Genomic DNA, 20,640 nt, shown 5'->3' with positions numbered 1-20,640 from the left:
CATCCTTTCCTGCTCCATGTATACATTCTTCTCAGGAGCTCTGCTTACCCCAGCTGCAAATCCCGTTGTCATTCATGCCGGTGAATACCAAAGCCGGCTTCTGCTGTTCCCAGTCCCAGGCAGGCAGCAGCTGCACCTTCTCCACGTGTCCTTCACCCTCTGCAAGGCGGCTCCAGACCAGCGTCAGTGTCTGCTCCCCATCATGGGTCCAGTGTCCCTGTCCGTGCTCACCCGACAGTTCTCCACTCCAGAACAGCTTCAGCGGAACGGACTGCACCTGGCCGTCTACCCCCGGATCATGAACGATCCGTTCCCACTCTCCCGGGATCAGCGCTGCAGGAATATTCTGCTGCGTCTCGCCGGCATAACGTTCAGGTGAAACCACCGGCCAGCCCTCTGCGGTCCAGAGAATTCTGCGGATATGCAGGTACGGCCACAGCTTGTCACTTCCGCCCCGTGCATGATGCACCATGTAATAGCTGCCGTTATCGTTCAGAACCGAGTTATGCCCCGGCGCGATCCAACCCGGATCTTCTCCGAACCGGTAACCGCCCATCACCTTGACTCCGACCTCATGCTGCGGCATATGTGTAATATCGGCTACATCGCAGCCGTGCGCATCCAGATATGGGCCTGTAATAGAATTCGAACGGGCTACGCGGACGTTGTAATCCTCAAACAGCGAATCATACGACAGGAACAGATAATACTGCTTGAATTGATCATTGTAGATAATATAAGGGCCTTCTACTGCCCCGTCCTCCGTAGCCTTGTCACGGACGGCAAGCAGCTTGCCGAAGCCATCCTCCAGCGGTTTGCCCGAATCAGGGTCCAGCTCCGTAATATGAATCCCGCCAAAAAAGGATCCGTAAACCATCCACATCCGCCCATCCGCACACTCAAGTACATTGGCATCAATGGCGTTGACCGGGTCCTCGCCGCGGGTCTTAATGACAACACCTTCGTCTTCCCAGGGCCCTTCGATATGCGCTGCAGTTTGCAGGCCGATCAGCGATTGCCTGCTGCCGAACGAGGAGGCCGAATAGTACATCCGGTATCTGCCGTTCACCTTTACCACATCCGGCGCCCATAGATTCACGGAGTTCGCCCAGTCCAAGGCTACCTGAGGGATACCTGGAAGCGCGTACTGTACCCACTGCCAATGGATCAGGTCCTCTGATTTACGGACCATGACTCCAGGCACCAGTTCCCCGCCGACTCTTACATCAGTAGAGAACACATAGTAACCTTCCCCGGTCTTAATGATCCCCGGATCATGCGCGTTATGTACACTCCACTGTGACTCCTGATCAAGGATAGAGGTGTCGTACATTTTGAACTCTCCCGGGGAGGAGGGGAACTTCAGTCCAGTTCCTGTGCCGCTTAAAGGATCTAACATTTCCATTACCCCTTTACTCCGGAGATGGCTACAGATTCAATAATCTGCTTCTGGAACACGAGGAAGATAATCAGCATCGGCAGCAGGGCAATAATCGAAGCTGCCATAATCAGCGGATAGTCCGTCTGGATTGCATAGGTCGCATTGAAGTTAGCGATAACCAGCTGGAGTGTTTGCTTCTCCGGTGAATTCAGGTAGATGATCGGAGACAGGTAGTCATTCCAGATGCCCATGAACCACAGGATCAGCTGTGCAGCTACCGCCGGTTTGATCAGCGGGAAGGTGATCGAGCTGTACAGGCGGAAATACGAGCTTCCGTCGATTTTGGCCGCTTCAATGATTGCGTTAGGCACGCTGCTCAAATATTGCCGCAGGAAGAAGATCATCACGATATTGCCGAACAGACCCGGAACGATCAGCGGCAGCAGTGTGTCAATCCAGCCAAGCTTGGAGAACATGAAGAATTGCGGAATCATAACTGCCGGATACGGAATCATCAGTGAAGACAGCATTAACAGGAAAATCTTGTTTTTACCGGGAAAGCGCAATTTGGAAAAGGAGAACGCCGCGAGACTGGAAGTGAACGTGCCGACGATGGTCACAGTCACTGCAATGATCAAGCTGTTCTTGATCCCGCTGAGCAGCGGGCCAGCATCCCAGATTTCACTGTATTTATCGAAATGGAACGGATTGGGAATCCACACCGGAGGCAAGGCGAACACATCCTGCTTATCCTTGAATGAGGTGGACAGCATCCAGAGCAGCGGGCCGATCATGAACACCGCGCCGATTAATAGTAGAACGAATATGATGGTATTGGTAACTCTTCTTCTGCTCGTCATATTTAGGGTCTCCTCCCTCTCAGATCAATCGACATCGAACGATTGTTTCTCGTTCATTCGGAATTGGATAAGAGTCACGACAAATATGAACACGCCGAGTACTACCGCCATTGCGGAGGCATAACCCATCTGGAAGCTGCCGAAGGCCTTCTGCCAAATGTAGAACACCACGGAAGCCGAAGCATATTCCGGACCGCCTGTCGGGGTCATAATGTTCATCTCGGTAAAAATTTGCGATCCTCCGATAATATTGGTAACGATAATGAAGAAGGTTACCGGGCGCACCATCGGCCAGGTAATATGCCGGAACGACTGGAAGCCGTTCGCTCCGTCCAGCTCAGCCGCTTCATAATAGGATCTGGAGACACTCTGCAGCGCAGCCAAATAGAGCAGCATTGTATAGCCGAGTCCCTTCCACACCGCCATAATGATAAGCGCAGGCTTGACGGTGAATTTATTGGCCATCCAGTTCGGGCCGCTAATGCCGAACAGGTCCAGGAACTGGTTCACGAGTCCATAGTCACCGTTATAGGCCCAGTTCCACATAATGGACACTGCCGCCAGTGAAGAGATGACCGGAACATAATAGATTACCCGAAATGCTGTAGTGCCGGGCACGCCCCGGTTAAGGCCCAGCGCCAGCAGCAATGCCAGCGTAATCCCGATTGGAATGCCAAGCATCATGAAGAGTGTATTGAATACGGCCTTATGGAACAGCTCATCTGTCAAAAGATCGGTGAAATTACTCAGGCCGATTACGTTCATCTGTCCAAGTCCATCCCAATCCGTAAATGAGCCATAGATCGAATAAATCATCGGATACAGCGTAAAGATGAGTAGTCCCAGCAGCGGAGGAAGAATAAACAGAAAACCGTAGATTTTCTCCTTCCGGTAGAGGCCTGACTTAGCGCTCATTACAATCACCTCAAATTCAGATAGTTCAGAACAAAGTGATGCTGGTCCGCTGTTACAGGAGACCCCGCATCACTTTTATTCTGGTTTATAACTATGGTGTACAGCTTATTTCTTGGATTTAGCTTCCTGCTCCACTGCTTTATCAAGCAGCTTCTGCATCTTAGGCTGTTCTGATTTCACATACTCTTCCGGTGTAACCTTGCCGTCAAGAACCGGCTGGATATCGGTGTAGAACAGGTTATACCACTCAGCATTGTAAGTATAATGACCTGGGAGCACTCTTCCGTACTCGTTAACCACCTGCAGGAACTCTTCTTTGTTGGCTGGTTTTGTTGTTGTATCTGCAGCCCATTCTGTAGCCATATCAATCAGGTTCGGAATTTGTACTTTAGCCTTAACAAGCGCTTCCATACCTTCCTTCGAAGCCGTCAGATAGTTGATCAGCTCTACAGCTTCATCCGGATGTTTGGTCTTGGCGGAAGCACCGATACCAAGTGATCCGGTCCATGTAGCGGATTTGCCAGTGGAGCCTGCAGGATAAGGAATCAGATCATAATCAAATGGCAATGTTTCGTAAGTACTCATATCCCAAGGACCTACAGGGAAGAAGGCCATTTCGCCTTTCATCCAGCGCTGGTAGGTATCCAGTGTCTGCGCTTGTTCTGTGGACGGCGTAATACCATATTTAAGCTGCATGTCGGTGAAGAACTGCAGAGCTTCGATAAATTTCGGATCATCAATCGTTACTTTTGTTTTGGTAGCATCGATCCAGTCAGCCCCGTTGCTCCATACGAAGGATGGCAATGCCCATTGCACGTTGAAGCCTGCGCCGAATTGATCCAGCTTGCCGTCGCCGTCTTTATCGGTCGTCAGCTGCTGGGCCACTTTGATGAATTCATCCCAAGTGTAGGGTTTGTCTTTGTCCGGCAGAGGTATGCCTGCTGCTTCGAACATCGTTTTGTTGTAGCCGAGTGCGAATGGGCCTACATCTTTAGGCATTCCGTACAGATTGCCTTGTCCGGCCATAGTGCCGTCGTAGCGGTACAAATCTACACCATATTTCCAAATGTTGTTCAAATCGATATTAGGGTTATTCTCTACATAGCTGGTAAGGTCCAGCAGCACGCCGCTGTTCACATAAGCCTTCAGGTCCCCGGATTCAAAATAGAATACGTCCGGCACGCTGTTGCCTGTAATAGATGCTTTCAGCTTGGTAGCATATTGATCTGCCGCAGTAACGACAATTTTAACCTTGACGTTCGGATGGTCTGCTTCGAATTTCTTCACGACACCTTCATAGGCTTTTTGCTCATCGGTTCCTCCACGGAACATGAAGGTAAGGTTTTTGGTTTCTTTCGAATCATTCTTGCCGGCATTTGCAGTGGCTTCGCCTCCGCTATTGCTACCGGATGATGCATTGTTGTTCCCGCCGCAGCCTGTAAGTATAACTGATACCATCAGAACTAACGACAGCAGTGTAAACCAGCCCTTTTTTTTTAACACTGTAACCCCTCCTAGGATTTGCTGAACAATTATAATGCTATATAGAAGAACTAAAGTAACCGTATACAGGTTTGTTAGTTCAAGCTACCTCATCTTACGACTTACGTTTCATATATTATTAAAATAATTAAAAAACATTTGAATGTATTCGCTTACAGATATAAAATAACATATATAAAGATCACTGTAAACACATAAATATAAAACTATTCATATATATTTGAATCAAAAGTCTTTGAAGATATAGTTACTGAATATAACAGGCTTTTTTCGCAATTTATCGGCTTTATTCATTTATAAAAATATAAAATAAAAATCCTTTTCGTTTCATATTTAGCTTAAATTTAATTATAATGTACAAATAAAGGAAGAATGCTTTCCTTTTAGGCTCAATTAGTTTATAATTTTATAAAATAGTTTTTTTCTAATGACCTCACTGGAAGAAGGTACCCTAAATATGATTTATATCAAAGATCTGATGAGCGGGATTGATATTTTCAAGGCGCTCAGCTCCGAAATCCGCATCCAGATTCTCGAACTGCTGGCCACGAATCAGGCGCTGAACCTCAATGAAATTGCCAAGAAGCTTAATCTCAGCAATGGTGCAATTACGATGCATATCAAGAAGCTGGAGGAAAGCGGCCTAATCGAGATTAATACCTCAGTAGGCAAGCATGGGATCCAGAAGGTCTGCTATCTGAATAAAGATAAGCTGATGGTAGATCTGCGCAGCAAGGATGTTGACAATCTGTACGAGGTCGAAATTCAGGTAGGCCACTACAGCAATTATCAGGCTGTCCCTACCTGCGGACTGGCAACCAAAGACAGCATTATCGGCGACTTCGACGAGCCGCGTTACTTCGCCGATCCGCAGCGGATTGATTCCGAGATTATCTGGATGGCCGAAGGATTCCTGGAATACCGGATCCCTAATTATCTCAAAGCGAACCAGACCTTCCGGGAGATCCAGTTCTCCATGGAAATCGGCTCTGAAGCACCAGGCTTCAACGATAATTATCCTTCCGACCTGTATTTCTATGTAAACGGGATTGAGATCGGTTTCTGGACCAGTCCCGGAGACTTCGGTGATGCCCGCGGCACCTTCAATCCTGACTGGTGGCCTCCTCACCTCAATCAGTACGGAATGCTGAAGCTGATCCGGATCAATAATGAGGGAAGCTTCATTGACGGCTGCCGCATCTCGGATATTACCCTCGATGATATCAAGCTGGATTACAAAAGCGAGCTGACCTTCCGCATTGCCGTCACCGACAAGCCGGTGAACAAACGCGGCTTAACCATTTACGGCAAGCATTTCGGCAATTATAGCCAGGATTTGCTGGCTCGTGTGCTCTACAATGTTCATGAGGTTGAAGCTCCTTCCAGCCGTGTAACCACGGCGGGGGCCGTGGACTGACAGGTTCTGCAAGGCAGCAAGACCATTCTCCGCTCAAGAGAATGGTCTTTTTTATGATGTTTTAGCGTCCCCCGCATTCTCCGAATCCTCCGGCCCGCCGCTGCGCTAAACTCCCCGTATAATTGTCCCCTCCGTAACCCACACTAACGAATGTCTTTCAAACTACCGTGAGGGAGTGTTTCGAATGCGTGAAGGGTTGATACCCGCCGTTCTTGGAACCGTAGTAACTGCTTCCAGCGCAGCTTTTTTAGGCAGCAGATATAAAATGGCTGCAACAGGCATTCTTGGATTTGGTCTGGCGCATATTGTACTCGGCACCATCGATTTGTTCGAACACAGGTAAAAACATTGAAAGATGGCCGGTCCGTGCGGATGCACGGGCCGGTTCCTTTTATCAGAATCCAAATAGAAGAAACAACAAAAAGGCCCCCACCCTCCTACGGGTAAGGACCGCTGTATACATAAGGTTTATTTCACAGCTACATAAAACAGCCGCTGGGCGGAATCGTCAGCTTCGATCCACTCGAAGTCCGCATAGATCTTAACATCGCTGAAACCGGCCTTCAGCAGTTCCTGTTTCATCCAGTCCGGATCATAGGCGCGCTGGGTATGCGTCTCTTCAAAACGCCGGTACACATCCTGGCGGCCCTCTTCACGGGCGAAGATGGACAGGTGATGCTCAATCTCCCGGCGCGGTACGTCCAGCTCACAGGTCCAGATGTACGATACGTTCGGCTCATCCTGCACGAAGGGCTGTTCTTCCTCGTAGCGCGTCAGCGTATTCGGATGATGTACATCGAACAGGAAGGTTCCGCCCGGCTTAAGTCCGGCATAGGTACAGACAAATACGTCCCTTACATCCTGTTCTTCCAGTACGTAATTGAGGCAATCGCAGAAGGAAATAACCGAATCTACAGGCTCCGGCATCTCCCATTCCTTCATATTCTGTCTAACCCAGCGTACACTGCCTTCCCGTAAAAAACGCCGTCCCTGCGGCTGCTGCTCCAGCTTACGCTGTGCCACCGCCAGCATGTCCGAAGAGAGATCAATCCCCGTCATATGATAACCTGCCGCGGCCAGCGGAATGGTCAGGCTGCCGGTACCGCAGCCGAGTTCGGCTACCGTAGACGGCTTGCCGTATTTGCTCCATGCCGTCTCCGCAAAGGTCAGCCAATCCGGATATGGCATATCCGCCATCAGCTCATCGTATACATAAGCAAATTTCCCATAGGAGGACACTGGCGTACACCGCTTTCTATAAACTATTGGTTGTCAGAAAACTATTGGTTGTCAGATTCAGGCTCCGAATCTGCCTCTTCCTTGCCGGCCAGATAGGTCCAGTTCTCTTTCTGGGTAACCAGGCCTTCCTTCATCAGCTTGCCCAGCGCACGCTTGAAGGCTGACTTGCTGATGCCGAAGCGCTGCTTGATAATATCCGGAGGCGTTGCATCCGAATACGGCATGCCGCCGCCCGGACGGGTAGCCAGGAAGTCCAGCAGTGCCGCTGAATCCACATCACGGCCTACTTCCTTGCGGTGGCCCATACTGAGGTTGACGCGGCCATCCTCACGGATATGGGCAACCCGTGCTTCAATCATTTCTCCCAGACGCAGCAGCCGGCTGCGCTCAGAGGAATGAACCATCCCGATGATGCCGAAGCCGAGGACACCTGCATCTACAAGGACAAAGGTACCCATCTGAAGCGGCTTATACACCCGCGCCGTTACAGTCTGTCCCTGCCATGATTCAGGTGCGGGCAGTGCCAGCGGCGCAAGCTCCTGCTCTCCGGCCAGCTTGGCACGAAGACGCCCCTGCTTGTCATGCTCCATAATGGCGAACACTTTATCGCCGATCTGCGGACGCAGCTCCACCAGCTCCGGAAGCTCGCCAATGGGCAGGAGCAACTGGCGTCCAAGCCCCATCTCCAGGAAGCAGCCCAGACGCGGATGAATATCGGCCACTTCAAGCAGCGCCATTTCGCCCAGCGTCAGGTAAGGCTTCTTCATTGTAGCTGCAGGACGGTCCTCGGTATCGAAGAAGATGAACACTTCAACCTTGTCACCGATCTTCGGCTTGCTGCCGACCAGCTCGGTGTAGTGAAGCATGATATCCTGGTCACCGGCGCTCAGGAAGTATCCGTAAGGGGATACCTCCCGCATCACTTCAAGCATAACCGTAGTTCCAGCTATCAGACTCATACCGTTTCCACAACCTTGGCATCCGACCACAGACGCTCGATGTTGTAATATTCGCGTTCATCGCGGTGGAAGACATGGACGATAACATCCCCAAGATCCATCAGTACCCAGCGGGCTGCGTCCATCCCTTCGATGCCTTTGATCATTCCTCCGGCTTCATGAACTACCTTGCGAACCTCAGTAGCAATCGCTTGCACCTGGGTATCCGAATTACCGTGGCAGATAATGAAATAATCACTGATCGGCGACACGCTGCGCAGATCCAGTGCCACCACGTTCATTGCTTTTTTGTCCTGAACGGCATTCAGCGCCAGCTCCAGAAGTTTGTTTGATTGTACACTCATATTTTATCCTCCAGTATTCTTACTAAATCGTTGCGCGCCAGCACCGTAAGCGGGAACACGATCCGGCGCTTCTCCAGCAGCAGGCTGATCGTGGAATCCAGTCCTGCGATCAGCCCTTCCTCCAGGCTGACCTTGGCCAGCCTGCGTATCTCATCCACACCGGGGAAGTCCCGCCCAGGCTCAATATAATCAGCCAGGCAGACGATTTTGTCCAGCAGGCTCATGTTCTCCCGACCTGAAGTATGGTAGCGGATGGCATTCAGTACCTCAGTATCCGTAATTCCATAATCATGCTCAGCGGCAAAAGCGCCCACCTCGGCATGCCATAGCTGCTTGTCGTATTTCAAAAGCTCGGTGGATAACCCGTTCTGTTCAATGATCTCCCGCATCCGCTCTACAGGCCAATACTTGGCGACATCATGCAGAATTGCCGCTGTCTCGGCACGTTCAGGATCAGCGCCATAACGCTGCGCCAGCTTCACAGAGGATTCCATCACGCCGAGTGTATGCTTCCAGCGTTTGTCCGGCATCTGGTCAGAAACCGCTTCAATCAGCGCTTCGCGGCTGTACCCCATACAATCCACTCCTTTGAACATATTCAAAGACTGCGTCCGGCACCATATAGCGGATGGATTTCCCTTCGGCAGCCCGGGCTCTGAGCATTGTAGAGGAGAGGTCCACCAGCGGCATATCCGCCAGCACTACCCGCTCCGCAATGAAACCGGGCAGCAGACCAAGATCAAGCGGAGTCCCCGGCCGGCCGACACCGATGAAGGTCAGTCTCTGTACCAGTTCCTCTATCCCCTGCCACTTGGGCAAATACTGAACCATATCCGCTCCGACAATGAAAAAGAATTCATGCTGCGGATATTCCTCCTGCAGGCTGATCACCGTTTCCAGGGTATAGGACACTCCGCCTCTGACCACTTCCCAGTCGAGGATGCCAAATGAGGGATGGTCCTTAACCGCTTCCTGGACCATAGACAGCCTGTCCTCGCCCGTTGCTCCGGCCTCATGCTTATGGGGCGGAATATGCGAAGGCATAAACCAGACCTCATGCAGACCGTAGCTCTCCCGCGCGGTTTCCGCGGCCATCATATGGCCGATATGCAGAGGATCGAAGGTTCCTCCCATTATTCCTACTTTCAAGAGGTCAACCTCCTCCTATTATCCGATGAACTTCATCCGGCTGCAACCCTCGCACAAGTGTGCGGGCTGCGCCGCCAAACCTTTAGCGGGGCAGCTCAATCGTTTTGTTATCACGTGATTCCTTGTACAGAACGATCGTTTTGCCGATCACCTGAACAAGCTCCGAACCGGACTGCTCGGCAAGCGCGGCACCAATTTCCTTAGGATCTTCGGCATTGTTATTCAGCACACTGATCTTCATCAGCTCGCGTTTCTCAATAGCTTCTTCAATGTGACGGATCAGATGATCATTGACGCCGCCTTTGCCGACCTGGAATACAGCATCCAGATGATGGGCCAAAGAGCGGAGATAGCGTTTTTGTTTACCAGTTAACATAAATGAACAAACTCCTTAATTAACATATATTATTACCTTACTTGGACGAAATCATTTCCCCGGCACTCCCGCCGAGGCAATCCACAATAGTCTGCCGCATGATATCTACGGGTGCTGGGAGTCCTGTCCAGTACTCCAGCGCATAGGCACCCTGGTAGACGAACATTCCCAGCCCTCCGTGAATGATGCAGCCCCGCTGCTGGCTCTCCGTAAGCAGCCGGGTTTGCAGCGGATTGTATATCAGATCGCTTACAATCATTCCTTCATGAAGCCAAGCCGGATCTATCGGCATCTCCTCCATGTGGGGGAACATGCCTACTGAGGTCGTATTGATCACAATATCCATGTTGCCGATGACGGAAGGAATGGCTTCAATACCCGTTCCGGCTACGCTCCCTCTATTCCGGAAGCCGTCTGCCAGCTGATGGGCACGCTCCTCGTTACGGTTGGCGATTAAGATAGAAGCGGGATGCTCCTGCAGCAGGGCTGAGACAATGCCCCTGGCCGCCCCGCCGGCTCCAATCACCAGAATACGGGTGCCTGCGAGTTCGGGCGCAACCTCCGCCTTGAGCGAACGGACATATCCGATTCCATCCGTATTGAAGCCGGTCAGCACACCTTTGTCATTAACAATCGTGTTGACCGCACCGACATCCACCGCGCTGGCATCCAGCTTATCCAGATAGTCCATCACCGCAACCTTGTGCGGAATGGTTACATTCACCCCGCGGAAGCCGAGGGTCCTGACCGCCTGCACGGCATCCCCCAGCTTGTCCGGAGTGATATGCAGCGGCACATAAGCGCCGGAGAGTCCAAGCGCCTTCAGCGCCGCACCGTGCATCAGCGGAGATTTGGACTGGGCGATCGGGTCGCCCATTACGCCCAGCAGAAGCTCCGGGTGTCCATCCTTACCATTCAGGCCTGTCTCAGCCATAGTATCGCCCTCCTGCAAGTTCTGTCAGCATCTGCTTCATTGATTTCGCTTCGCAAAGCTCACTCCGGAAGCATCGGCTTAAGTTAGATCAGCGAAGGACGGGTAAGCACCTTAACGCCACGCGGCACATGTATAGCTACAACTGCACCTGCCGTACCGTTCACCTTGATCCAGCCCAGGCCGGAGATGAACAGGTCAGTCTCGCTATTCCTGGCGATGCGGAATTCATGACGCTGCCATTGCGGCAGCTTATCCATATCCGCCGTTCCCGGAGGCGACAAAAGCTCGCCGCGGTGGTCCTGATACAGCGAATCGGCGCGCTCCAGCTTCGTGCGGTGAATCTTCAGCGTACTGCTGATATAGCAGGTGAAGGATTGGCGTTCGCCCTGAACGAAGTCGAAACGTCCCAGTCCGCCGAAGAACAGTGATTGGCCCTCATTCAGCTGGTATACTGCAGGCTTGAGCGGATTCTCCGGCATTACAGCGCCCAGATCCTTACGTTCAACCAGTTCACTGTACCGCCAAGGATAGACAATCCCCGGAGTATCAATAATGTAATGGCCGTCATCCAGCGGAATCTTGACCATATCCAGCGTCGTGCCCGGATAACGAGAGGTAGTCAGCTCCTCTTCCAGGTCGCTGTAATCGGAGATCAGCCGGTTGATCAGCGTAGATTTGCCTACATTGGTCGCTCCGACGACATAGACATCACGCTGTCCGCGCAGCTCGGTTACGGCCTCCAGCAGGCGGTCGAAGCCCTGATTGCGCTTCGCGCTGACGAGCACAATCTCCGCCGTGCGCAGCCCCTCTTCTTTGCAGCGCTGCTGCATCCAGTTGCGCAATCTGTTCCAATTGGTCACCTTAGGGAGCAAGTCGCTTTTGTTGACCGCCAGAATAACCGGGTTATTGCCGACAAACCGCTGCAGCCCGGAGATCAGACTGCCTTCGAAATCGAAAATATCCACAATGTGGATGACCAGTGCGTTCTTCTCGCCTACTCCGCCGAGCAGCTTCAGGAATTCGTCCTGGTTCACCGATACGGAAGAAGCTTCGTTGTAATTCTTAATCCGGAAACAGCGCTGGCAAATTACGGGTTCCCGTTCAAAGGCAGTCTCCGGAATATATCCGGGAAGCTCCTTGTTTACAGTCTGGAGCTTGATACCGCAGCCGCTGCATTTCTCAGGCCGTTTCTTGTCGTCGTTCAATGCATTCATTAAGATTTATCCTCCTCTTGCCACAATCCTTGCTTGCGCAGACGTGTTAGAGCAATCTGCTCCACCCTGCGGTTGATTCTTGTACCCACGCCTTCATCCTTGACAGAGATCGGCAGCACGAGCACCGTATACAGGCCAAGCCGGTTGCCGCCGTATACATCTGTAAGCATCTGGTCGCCGACCACTACCGTCTGCTCCGGCTTCAGATCCATCAGCTTCATCGCCTTCAGAAACGGGGCATTGCTCGGCTTACGGGCCTGATGTACAAATTCAATATTTAGCGGCGTTGCGAAGCGCGACACCCGGTCCATATTGTTATTTGAAACAATGATCAGCCTGAAGCCAAATTCCTTCACCTTCGTGAACCAGAGCAGCAGCTCAGGCGTAGCCAGAGGCGCCTTGGCGCCAACCAGCGTATTATCCAGATCTGTAATAATCCCACGGTAGCCTTGACGGTACAGCTCTTCCAGATCAATATCAAATACCGTATTTACCCGGAGTTTGGGAACTAACCTTTCAAACAATACTTTCACCTCATTTTCATACGTAAATCTTGTATCCAGCGCTATATCCAACTGTCAAAATCCACCTGTTAGCGGTACTTTATGATAATGGAGCATTACTTGCCGGATTTGATGCTTTTTCGCAGCCGCAAAGCTTCAGTATACACGCTGTGCCAGTCTTTGTCTTCAATAACCTCAGGGCTGTAATTCGCCCGCTCGAACATGCCAAGGAGTGTGGACAGATTTCCCGCCGCCGCCGGCCGCTCAAGGCTCCAGCGTTCCACAGATTCTCGCAAGGTTTCATGCTCTTTCTTCAGCATACCCTTACTTCGGACATACCTTACCCAGCGCTGCGTTTCTGCCACAACTTTTTGTACCGGAGTCAGTTGACGGCCGATGCGCAGACGCGTGATCAGGAACCGCAGACTCATGCGCCGCTGCCAGAGCAGGAAGCCGCCCCAGAGCAGAAGAACAACCGCCGCTCCTGTTACTACCCAGACACCGGGATGGAAGCCTTCACTGCCGGCGGCCGTATTTGCTGCTTCCTGTTCAGGCTCCACTTGCTCTTCCTCCTGCACTTCCGGTTCTGCTACGTTGCCTTCCTCAGTCTGGGCCAGCACCGGAACATTGAAGCCGGGCGTAGCTTCCACCGGAACCCAACCGTAGTCACCGAAATAAATCTCTGCCCAGGAGTGGGCATCTGCGTTTGTGATCGTATAGTTATTATTCACCAGACCGCCTTGCTGAAGTGCCAGATTATCCGGGATTTCTGCCTGTTCGCCGGGCGCATAACCCTTGACCCAACGGGCCGGGATATCCAGGGAACGCGCCATTGTGACGAGTGCAGTGGAATAATAATCGCAGTAGCCTTCCATAATCTCAAACAGGAAGCTCTCGACCATATCTTTGCTTCTTGCGCGTGAGACATCCGGCTGATTCGTGTAGGGGAAGGTTTGCTGGAGATATTGCTGCAGCAGCATGACCTTCTCGTACGGCGTCTGTGCTCCGGCAGTAATCTCCTCCGCGAGCGTACGGACCCGCTCTGGGAAGTTACCCGGCAGCTGGAGATACGGGTCAAGAACAAGATTTCCGTACAGCTGTTCATAAGTCTGTGTACTCAGCTCCTGAAACGGTACCACTGGTACCTCCGAGGTCACCACATAGGTCTGGGGGTAAGAGCGTGCACTGCCCGCTGCATTCCACAGCAGCTCGCTGTCTCCCCCCCGCCATGACAGCCCGTTGCTCTCCGCCACGCCATCCACAGCATTCACTTTTACAATCGAGTAGCCGCCGAAGAGCACAGGATAGTTGTTGCCGCCCAGCAGCTGAACCGTCTGCGTCAGTGTCCGGGTCTCTGTCTTAGGGGCCGCAACAGGCTCCAGCATTTCTCCTACCTGGACTGTCCTGAAGGTTCCCCGGCTGAATGTATCATCGTCACTCCAGCCTTTTCCGGAATACGTACTCCGGATCTCTCCGCGCATATAGGTCCGCAAATCGGAGGTGACGGTCATTACGGGAGAATAATCAAAGTTAAAGCCTCCGCCAAGATTATCATCATTCAGACTGTAGCCGGAGGTGGTTGCGCCATTTGTCCCTTCACCGGTTGAGCTTTCACCGCCGCCTGAAGAGGTGCCTGAAGAAGGTGTATTTCCGCTCCACTCCTGCCAGACCGTATAGGGGTCGGTTAACGTAGGACGTACATCCGGCATATTCACTCCGGCAATAATGACAAGTGAGAAGATAATCGCTATATTAAGGGCGACTTTGAAAGGATATTTGAGCAGATAGGCCCAGCCCCGCGGATAATACAATTGGAAGCTTCTTAGATGCCTGGTGACCAGCCAGCCCATTCCGGCAAACACGGTCCAGGCTACTTCCTGCCATAATACAGATGTTGTAAAAGAGTCCAGCACGGCGAACGCCGTAATATTCATCCCGATGAACATTAGAATCCGCACCTTGCCATTCACCCACCAGGATGACAGCAGCATCAGCACCCAAGCACCCAGCGCAAACCAGATATACGGATTCATATGTGTGATGATATCCGGCAGCCGTTCTCGAAATGTAGGCAGCCAGGGATTCGGAACATATTCCCCGTAATGCAGAAGAATACGATACACGAGGTACCCTATCGCCACACCTTCAAGCATGAGGCGGTAAATCCATTTAACAGGTATAATAATTTCAATTAAGGCTACTGTTACAAGAGTCAGCAATACAACGGCTGTTGTCTCCTCCAGCCAGAAAGGCACAGTGTAGGAGACCCACTGCAAAGCGATGATCACGAGCCATAGCAGTGTCAATGCGTGATGCCATGAGGATTTGACTGCGTTCTTCCAATGCTTCATCGTACAGGATCACCTCCAAGTACCGCAGGGAGCTCATGAAGTGTGCTGATATTATGACCGGTAACCCCATGCGACTGAAGAATATTCAGCCACTCTCCGGCCCGGTATTTCCCTGAAGGATGAAGAACATGAATGTGGGACGGGGTCATCCCCCTGCTGTCAGCCCAGCGCAAGGTATCCAGTACCACCCTGCCGCTCTGCGGGCTGATCAGGACGAAGTACGCCCCCTTGGGGAACATCCGCTGGGCACTCTCCAGTCTGGTAATCAGCGGACCACGGCCTTCCGCATTGATATCGATCAAATATTGAATCATCTTCTGCCGCTCTGCATTGCCTTCCGCCGGACTGAACACCTTCGTATGTCTATCGAGGCAGCACAGGCCGATGCCGATTCTCTCCCGGATGCCAAAGCCGAGCAGTGAAGCCGTGATGGATACCGCCAGCTCAAACTGAGCGGAGTTGTAGTAACCGCTTGAGCTGCCGTCCAGCACCAGAATCGTCCTGGGCACAGATTCATGCTCGAATTCCTTGGACTTCCAATCCCCGGTCTTCGCCGTTGCATTCCAGTGAATCCGTGTCAGCCGGTCTCCGTAGACATAATCACGGACTCCGTTGATCTGCGTCGTCTCGCGCCGCGACTGAAGCAGTGAGACCTGCGGCCCTGACAGGCGTGCTTTGCGTTCATACAGCTGCCATCGCGGCACCATGACCACCCGGGGCATCACCCTGAATTGTCCTTCCGCCTTAAATGTGCCTTTGTGCTCCATCAGGCCGAAGATGTCTTCGCTGAGAATATCCGTGTTCTCAAAAGCATAGCAGCCCCGCTCCAGCTGCGGCGTCTGGAACAACAGCTCCCCCCGACCTCCCATGTTAGGAATGAGGCTCTCCTCAAACACCCATGACTCTCCATTATGACGCTTCAGGATTTCCCGCACCACCACGTAGGGTAAGGGCAGAAATCCCGGAATCGTGACCTCCAGCTTCACCCGCAGATAACCTCCGGCATAGAGCAGATCAGGCTTATCCTGTTCGGAGTAGAAGCTGCGGGTACCCTTGGCCCTCCGGACGCCGCCCAGTCCCCCAATGATTAGATACAGGATCAGGACCGATACCATAATGAACAGCATGAACGAGGTTTTGCCGCCCTGAAACAGCACGTAGAGCAGAGTGATGACCCAAATCGCAAGCACGCCCATGAATTTCCTTGGCTGAATAACGGCGGCCGCTCCCGCTAAGATGCTCCTCATCTTATTGCCTCATCGTTACAGGCACATGAATGCTCTGCAGCAGCTTCTGCAGCAGGGAATCCACGCTTACATTATCAAGGCGTGATTCCGGTCGCAGCAGAATGCGGTGTCCCAGGGCAAACGGAGTAAGGGTCTTCACATCATCAGGCAGAACATAATCGCGGCCCTGCAGGAAAGCATAAGCTTTGCATGCCATCATGAACGAAAGCGATGCCCGGGGGCTGGCCCCCAGAAGGATAAGCGGGTGTACCCGCGTCTGCCGGACTACATCGAGCAAATAGTTCAGGACCGGATCGCTGATATAAATATCGCGGATCTCCTCCTGGATGGCGGCAATGGTATCCATCCCGGTGACCGGAGTCAGCTTGTCTACCGGTTGGCCCTGCTGGTGAGTAATCAGCAGATTCTTCTCGGTCGCGGCATCGGGATAACCCAGGCTGATCCGCAGCATGAAGCGGTCCAGCTGGGCCTCAGGAAGGGTATAGGTGCCTTCAAAGTCTATCGGATTCTGCGTTGCGCAGAGCATGAACGGATGCGGCAGAGGATAGGTCTCCCCGTCGACCGTCACATTGCGCTCCTCCATGACCTCAAGCAGTGCGGACTGGGTCTTGGTGGTCGCCCGGTTAATCTCATCGGCAAGCAGAATATTGGTCATGACCGGCCCCGGGCGGAAGTGAAACATTTCATCGCGCGGATGATAGACAGATACACCCGTAATATCACTCGGAAGAATATCGGGATTGCACTGAATCCGGCGGTATTCACCAGACATGGAACGGGATAGCGCCCGGATCAGCTGCGTTTTGCCAGTCCCCGGAACATCCTCAATCAGGACATGTCCGCCAGCAAGGAGTGCCGTGAGCAGCAGTTCAATTTCGAAGCTTTTACCGAGTATACAGGATTCTAGATTAGTGCGGACAGCGTTCATAATTTGCGTAGATTCTTGACGTACGGGCATATATGGTAAACCTCCTATGTCAGAATAAGCAGTAATATATACATTTTACATGATTCGAGTAGTGAAAGTACATGTTAGGGGCCGTGAAATTATAGAGCGGCTTACGAGATTTGTCCAAAAGAAACACTTACCGGCCGCAGCAAAACACAGCATCTTCCGTCATAGCCCGGAGGAGCGCCTTCAGGGAAGCCACTGGAAAAAGTGAGCATCACAGATACCTTTCATTAAGTTGTGGTTGTCCGCTATTACCGAGTTCGAAGAAACGCTGACTCTATAGCGGAATTACCAGCGGGGCTGGGGTGTTTGGGCTTCTGGTATGTTCGGGCTGGGCGTTCAGGAGCTGGTACGTTCGATAGATTCGATAGCGTTGGGGTGTTCGGGAGGCTGATTAGATAATGTTGTACTTTTTGCAGGATTTCTCGCGTCCTGAGGGGGGAAATCCGGTATTGTTGTAATTTGTGCAAGATTTCTTGAGTTCTCCTCATAATGCTCTGCTAACCGGCAGGCCGAGATTACTAATACCTCACATTTCCTCACTTAGCCTACCCCAAGCACCTTTCAAAGGCTTCTACTTTCCGGAAATTCACAGCCACTCCCTCCCTCCCCTTATTTCCGCCCACCGCAATCGCCTATAGCAAATTAATAGCTACCTTTAAAATCAATGGCATTGCTTTGGGTTACAGTGTAATCCCAAAGTCAAAAGACCGCCAAAGGCGGCCCTCCTAATTTAGCTTTATTTCACTTAGTTTTTCTTTTCCCACTTAATCCTTCTACATACGTTACTCCACTTATTTATTCTATAGCCTTCTCTTCACCCTAGCCCTTCGGCCGGACAACAAGCGCTGCCAGGAATGAGAAAACAATCGCGGAGGAAATCCCTGCACTTGTAACATCGAAGATCCCTGTCACCACCCCGACCCAGCCATCCCTCTCCAGCTCCGTCAATGCGCCGTGCACCAGGGAATTACCGAAGCTGGTAATCGGAACGCTTGCTCCGGCTCCGGCGAATTTCACCAGCGGGTCATAGATCCCGAAGGCATCGGCAATCGCACCAAGTACGACCAGCGTACTCATAGTGTGGGCGGGAGTCATCGCTAGCACATCGAACATCAGCTGCCCAAGGACACAAATGGCTCCTCCGATCAGAAAAGCCCATAAATAAATCATACTTCTTCACCTCCGCTCTCCAGGGCTACCGCATGGGCTACGCACGGAATACTCTCCCCTTGCTGATAAGACAGCGGTGAGAGCAGCGCTCCGGTTGCCACAATAAGCACCCGTTTCAGTTCACCTTTTTTCAGACGGCTCAGAATATGTCCATAGGTCACTACCGCCGAACAGCCGCAGCCGCTTCCCCCCGCAATAACATATTTCTGCTTGTCCAGGTCATAGATCATAAGCCCGCAATCATTGAAGACTGTCTGCTCCATGGGAATCCCCTCTTTGGCCAAAAGCTCCTTGGCAATCGGCAGACCTACAGATGCCAGGTCTCCCGTTACAATCAGATCATAATGCCCCGGTGACAGCCCGGTGTCCCGGAAATGCGCGGTAATCGTATCAGCGGCAGCTGGTGCCATTGCGGTTCCCATATTGAACGGATCCTTCAGTCCAAGATCCATAATACGCCCAAGAGTTGCTGATACGACATAAGGACCTTTAACGGTACCGTCATTCACGCCGACCACTGCACAGCCTGAGCCCGTAACTGTGTATTGGGCCGTTGGCGGCTTCTGGGAGCCATATTCTGTAGGATAGCGGAATTGTTTCTCCACCGTACAGTTATGGCTTGATGTGCCTGCCAGTGCGTACTTGCCGCCGCCGGAGTCAACGATCATGGAGGCGATAGCCAGACTCTCCATGGAAGTCGAGCAGGCGCCGAAGACGCCAAGATAAGGCACGCCGAGCTTCCGCGCGGCGAAGGAGCTGCTGATGATCTGGTTCATCAGATCACCGCCGACAAAAAACTCCAGCTTCTCCTGCTCCAGATTTGCGTTCATAAGCGCGAGCTTGGAAGCTTTTTCAAACAATGCACGCTCTGCCTTCTCCCATGTCTTCTCGCCCATTTCCAGCGAATCGTAGATAAAATCAAAGCTTGAAGCAAGCGGGCCCTCTCCCTCTTCCGGGCCTACCACTGCGGAGGAGCCGAGAATGACCGGACGGTTCGTGAATTCCCAAGTTTGACTGCCGAGCTGCTTCATCGTTTAATGCGCACCTCCCCAGCCCATAACGGCATAAACGACACCTACGATAAAAGCGGCAACCACGCCGAATACAATAACAGATCCGGCCAGCTTGAACATATTACCGCCAACCCCGAGCACTAGGCCCTCTGCCCGGTGTTCCAGTGCCGCCGAGCACATGCTGTTGGCGAACCCTGTGACAGGCACGGCCGAACCTGCCCCGCACCACTGGGCAAGCTTGTCATATACACCGAAGCTGGTCAGAATGACGGAGAGCAGGATCAGAATAGCCACTGTCGGGCTTGCTGCTTCCCGCGAAGTCATATCGAATATAGCCATGAACGCTTCCTGAATGCCTTGTCCCAGCACACAGATCAGGCCGCCTGAAATAAAGGCGCGCACACAATTCTTAAACACAGGACGGGATGGCACATATGGCTTGCTTAGCTCCTGATAATCCTGCGGGGTCAGCGTATCAAGCCGCAGCTTGACGCCTGATTTCTTTGTCTTTGCCGGCAATGCAGACACCTCCAGTTAGGATACGAAAGGGAGCGGGCAGCGGGATACGCGTTTCCCGTCCCTCCGGTTTGTGCTTCAATAAAGGTTTTTCCTTATTGTTCACTATAGGCGGCCCCGTTATGTCCCCTTAAGCTCAGGAAAAATAAAACAGCACAACAATCAGCAGCAAAAACAGCACCAGTATCAGCACGGTTTCATTGTCCCGCCGGTACCGGCGGGGGTACCGCTTGTGGAGCCCTCGGGCCTGCACCTTCCTGCGCACTCCCCGATTGCCTGCTGCGGCTACGCTACCTGATAGCCACATTCTCCTCGCATCCTTTCCCGGCTCCTGCCTGCAGAGCCCTTACAACATAGTATTCGTCTACCAGGTCACTGTGTTCATGTGCCTTCCTGCCATGGACAATCGGCGTAACAATGTTCATACTGGGTAAGATGAACAAAGGACAATCACCAAAAGCGAGAAGGAACCGCAATAACACCTGATCCTGACAAGTGGAAACGGACTTGCCGTCCTTTTTAGGACGGTACCGTTTCAGCGAGAAAGATAAGGATAATTTATGTGCGGAGCATAAAACTCTTATCTTTTATCAA

22 protein-coding genes are annotated in these 20,640 nt (G+C 52.1%); 2 read left to right on the top strand and 20 right to left on the bottom strand.

The features are described 5' to 3' along the window. Window positions 1–31: 31 nt before the first annotated feature. The 4 genes from R50912_RS08190 to R50912_RS08175 form a co-directional block, all read right to left on the bottom strand. Complete coding sequence (locus tag R50912_RS08190) at window positions 32–1,399, bottom strand: arabinan endo-1,5-alpha-L-arabinosidase (protein ID WP_042241862.1); 1,368 nt, start codon at window positions 1,397–1,399, stop codon at window positions 32–34. 5 nt (window positions 1,400–1,404) lie between these two features. Next, window positions 1,405–2,241, bottom strand: coding sequence for a carbohydrate ABC transporter permease (locus R50912_RS08185; protein ID WP_042233870.1), 837 nt, complete (start codon window positions 2,239–2,241; stop codon window positions 1,405–1,407). Between the two features lie 24 nt (window positions 2,242–2,265). Next, window positions 2,266–3,156 carry a carbohydrate ABC transporter permease gene (locus R50912_RS08180; RefSeq protein ID WP_042233868.1) on the bottom strand — a complete coding sequence of 297 codons (891 nt, stop codon included), beginning with the start codon at window positions 3,154–3,156 and terminating at the stop codon, window positions 2,266–2,268. A 105-nt stretch (window positions 3,157–3,261) separates the two neighbouring features. Further along, window positions 3,262–4,659, bottom strand: a complete 1,398-nt coding sequence (locus tag R50912_RS08175) for an ABC transporter substrate-binding protein (RefSeq protein ID WP_042233865.1) — start codon at window positions 4,657–4,659, stop codon at window positions 3,262–3,264. A gap of 457 nt (window positions 4,660–5,116) precedes the next feature. Here R50912_RS08175 and R50912_RS08170 point away from each other — a divergent pair, with 457 nt between their 5' ends. Beyond that, window positions 5,117–6,076, top strand: coding sequence for an ArsR/SmtB family transcription factor (locus tag R50912_RS08170; RefSeq protein WP_042233862.1), 960 nt, complete (start codon window positions 5,117–5,119; stop codon window positions 6,074–6,076). A 184-nt stretch (window positions 6,077–6,260) separates the two neighbouring features. Further along, window positions 6,261–6,419 carry a hypothetical protein gene (locus R50912_RS08165; RefSeq protein ID WP_019912516.1) on the top strand — a complete coding sequence of 53 codons (159 nt, stop codon included), beginning with the start codon at window positions 6,261–6,263 and terminating at the stop codon, window positions 6,417–6,419. Window positions 6,420–6,544: 125 nt separating this feature from the next. Here R50912_RS08165 and R50912_RS08160 read toward each other — a convergent pair whose 3' ends face one another. The 16 genes from R50912_RS08160 to R50912_RS34840 all read right to left on the bottom strand — a co-directional run bounded on the left by R50912_RS08160 (window position 6,545) and on the right by R50912_RS34840 (window position 20,353). After that, window positions 6,545–7,315, bottom strand: a complete 771-nt coding sequence (locus tag R50912_RS08160; RefSeq protein WP_042233860.1) for a class I SAM-dependent DNA methyltransferase — start codon at window positions 7,313–7,315, stop codon at window positions 6,545–6,547. Between the two features lie 41 nt (window positions 7,316–7,356). Continuing rightward, entirely contained in the window at window positions 7,357–8,274 is a 918-nt protein-coding gene (locus R50912_RS08155; RefSeq protein ID WP_042233858.1) for a CvfB family protein, read from the bottom strand. Then, the gene (rsfS, locus tag R50912_RS08150; RefSeq protein ID WP_039308297.1) at window positions 8,271–8,618 is read right to left on the bottom strand and encodes a ribosome silencing factor; all 348 of its coding nucleotides are present in this window, start codon (window positions 8,616–8,618) and stop codon (window positions 8,271–8,273) included. The genes R50912_RS08155 and rsfS overlap by 4 nt, the downstream gene beginning before the upstream one ends. Further along, window positions 8,615–9,193, bottom strand: a complete 579-nt coding sequence (gene yqeK, locus R50912_RS08145; RefSeq protein WP_042233855.1) for a bis(5'-nucleosyl)-tetraphosphatase (symmetrical) YqeK — start codon at window positions 9,191–9,193, stop codon at window positions 8,615–8,617. The genes rsfS and yqeK overlap by 4 nt, the downstream gene beginning before the upstream one ends. After that, on the bottom strand, window positions 9,165–9,767 hold the full coding sequence (locus tag R50912_RS08140) for a nicotinate-nucleotide adenylyltransferase (protein ID WP_042233854.1): 603 nt from the start codon (window positions 9,765–9,767) through the stop codon (window positions 9,165–9,167). The genes yqeK and R50912_RS08140 overlap by 29 nt, the downstream gene beginning before the upstream one ends. An 82-nt stretch (window positions 9,768–9,849) precedes the next feature. Beyond that, complete coding sequence (gene yhbY, locus R50912_RS08135) at window positions 9,850–10,143, bottom strand: ribosome assembly RNA-binding protein YhbY (RefSeq protein WP_042233852.1); 294 nt, start codon at window positions 10,141–10,143, stop codon at window positions 9,850–9,852. A 37-nt stretch (window positions 10,144–10,180) separates the two neighbouring features. Further along, window positions 10,181–11,077, bottom strand: coding sequence for a shikimate dehydrogenase (gene aroE, locus R50912_RS08130; protein WP_042233849.1), 897 nt, complete (start codon window positions 11,075–11,077; stop codon window positions 10,181–10,183). 83 nt (window positions 11,078–11,160) lie between these two features. After that, the gene (yqeH, locus tag R50912_RS08125; protein WP_042233848.1) at window positions 11,161–12,291 is read right to left on the bottom strand and encodes a ribosome biogenesis GTPase YqeH; all 1,131 of its coding nucleotides are present in this window, start codon (window positions 12,289–12,291) and stop codon (window positions 11,161–11,163) included. Beyond that, complete coding sequence (locus R50912_RS08120; protein ID WP_042241858.1) at window positions 12,291–12,815, bottom strand: YqeG family HAD IIIA-type phosphatase; 525 nt, start codon at window positions 12,813–12,815, stop codon at window positions 12,291–12,293. The genes yqeH and R50912_RS08120 overlap by 1 nt, the downstream gene beginning before the upstream one ends. Window positions 12,816–12,910: 95 nt before the next feature. Then, entirely contained in the window at window positions 12,911–15,145 is a 2,235-nt protein-coding gene (locus R50912_RS08115) for a transglutaminase-like domain-containing protein (RefSeq protein ID WP_042233846.1), read from the bottom strand. Further along, window positions 15,142–16,392 (bottom strand): DUF58 domain-containing protein, encoded by a 1,251-nt coding sequence (locus R50912_RS08110; RefSeq protein ID WP_042233844.1) that lies wholly within the window; start codon window positions 16,390–16,392, stop codon window positions 15,142–15,144. The genes R50912_RS08115 and R50912_RS08110 overlap by 4 nt, the downstream gene beginning before the upstream one ends. 1 nt (window position 16,393) lies before the next feature. Next, on the bottom strand, window positions 16,394–17,350 hold the full coding sequence (locus R50912_RS08105; RefSeq protein ID WP_042233842.1) for an AAA family ATPase: 957 nt from the start codon (window positions 17,348–17,350) through the stop codon (window positions 16,394–16,396). Between the two features lie 816 nt (window positions 17,351–18,166). Then, window positions 18,167–18,517, bottom strand: coding sequence for a stage V sporulation protein AE (gene spoVAE, locus R50912_RS08100; RefSeq protein WP_042233840.1), 351 nt, complete (start codon window positions 18,515–18,517; stop codon window positions 18,167–18,169). Continuing rightward, entirely contained in the window at window positions 18,514–19,548 is a 1,035-nt protein-coding gene (gene spoVAD / locus R50912_RS08095) for a stage V sporulation protein AD (protein ID WP_042233837.1), read from the bottom strand. Before spoVAD ends, spoVAE begins: the two co-directional genes overlap by 4 nt. Before the next feature lie 3 nt (window positions 19,549–19,551). Next, on the bottom strand, window positions 19,552–20,049 hold the full coding sequence (gene spoVAC, locus R50912_RS08090) for a stage V sporulation protein AC (protein ID WP_042233835.1): 498 nt from the start codon (window positions 20,047–20,049) through the stop codon (window positions 19,552–19,554). 133 nt (window positions 20,050–20,182) lie between these two features. Beyond that, window positions 20,183–20,353 carry a hypothetical protein gene (locus R50912_RS34840; RefSeq protein WP_156123007.1) on the bottom strand — a complete coding sequence of 57 codons (171 nt, stop codon included), beginning with the start codon at window positions 20,351–20,353 and terminating at the stop codon, window positions 20,183–20,185. Window positions 20,354–20,640: the final 287 nt, after the last annotated feature.

Origin of the sequence: Paenibacillus sp. FSL R5-0912 (assembly GCF_000758605.1) — a bacterium.
GTDB lineage: Bacteria > Bacillota > Bacilli > Paenibacillales > Paenibacillaceae > Paenibacillus_AQ.
Note: the sequence above shows the minus strand (reverse complement) of the source record. Positions and strands in the feature narration are given on the sequence as shown.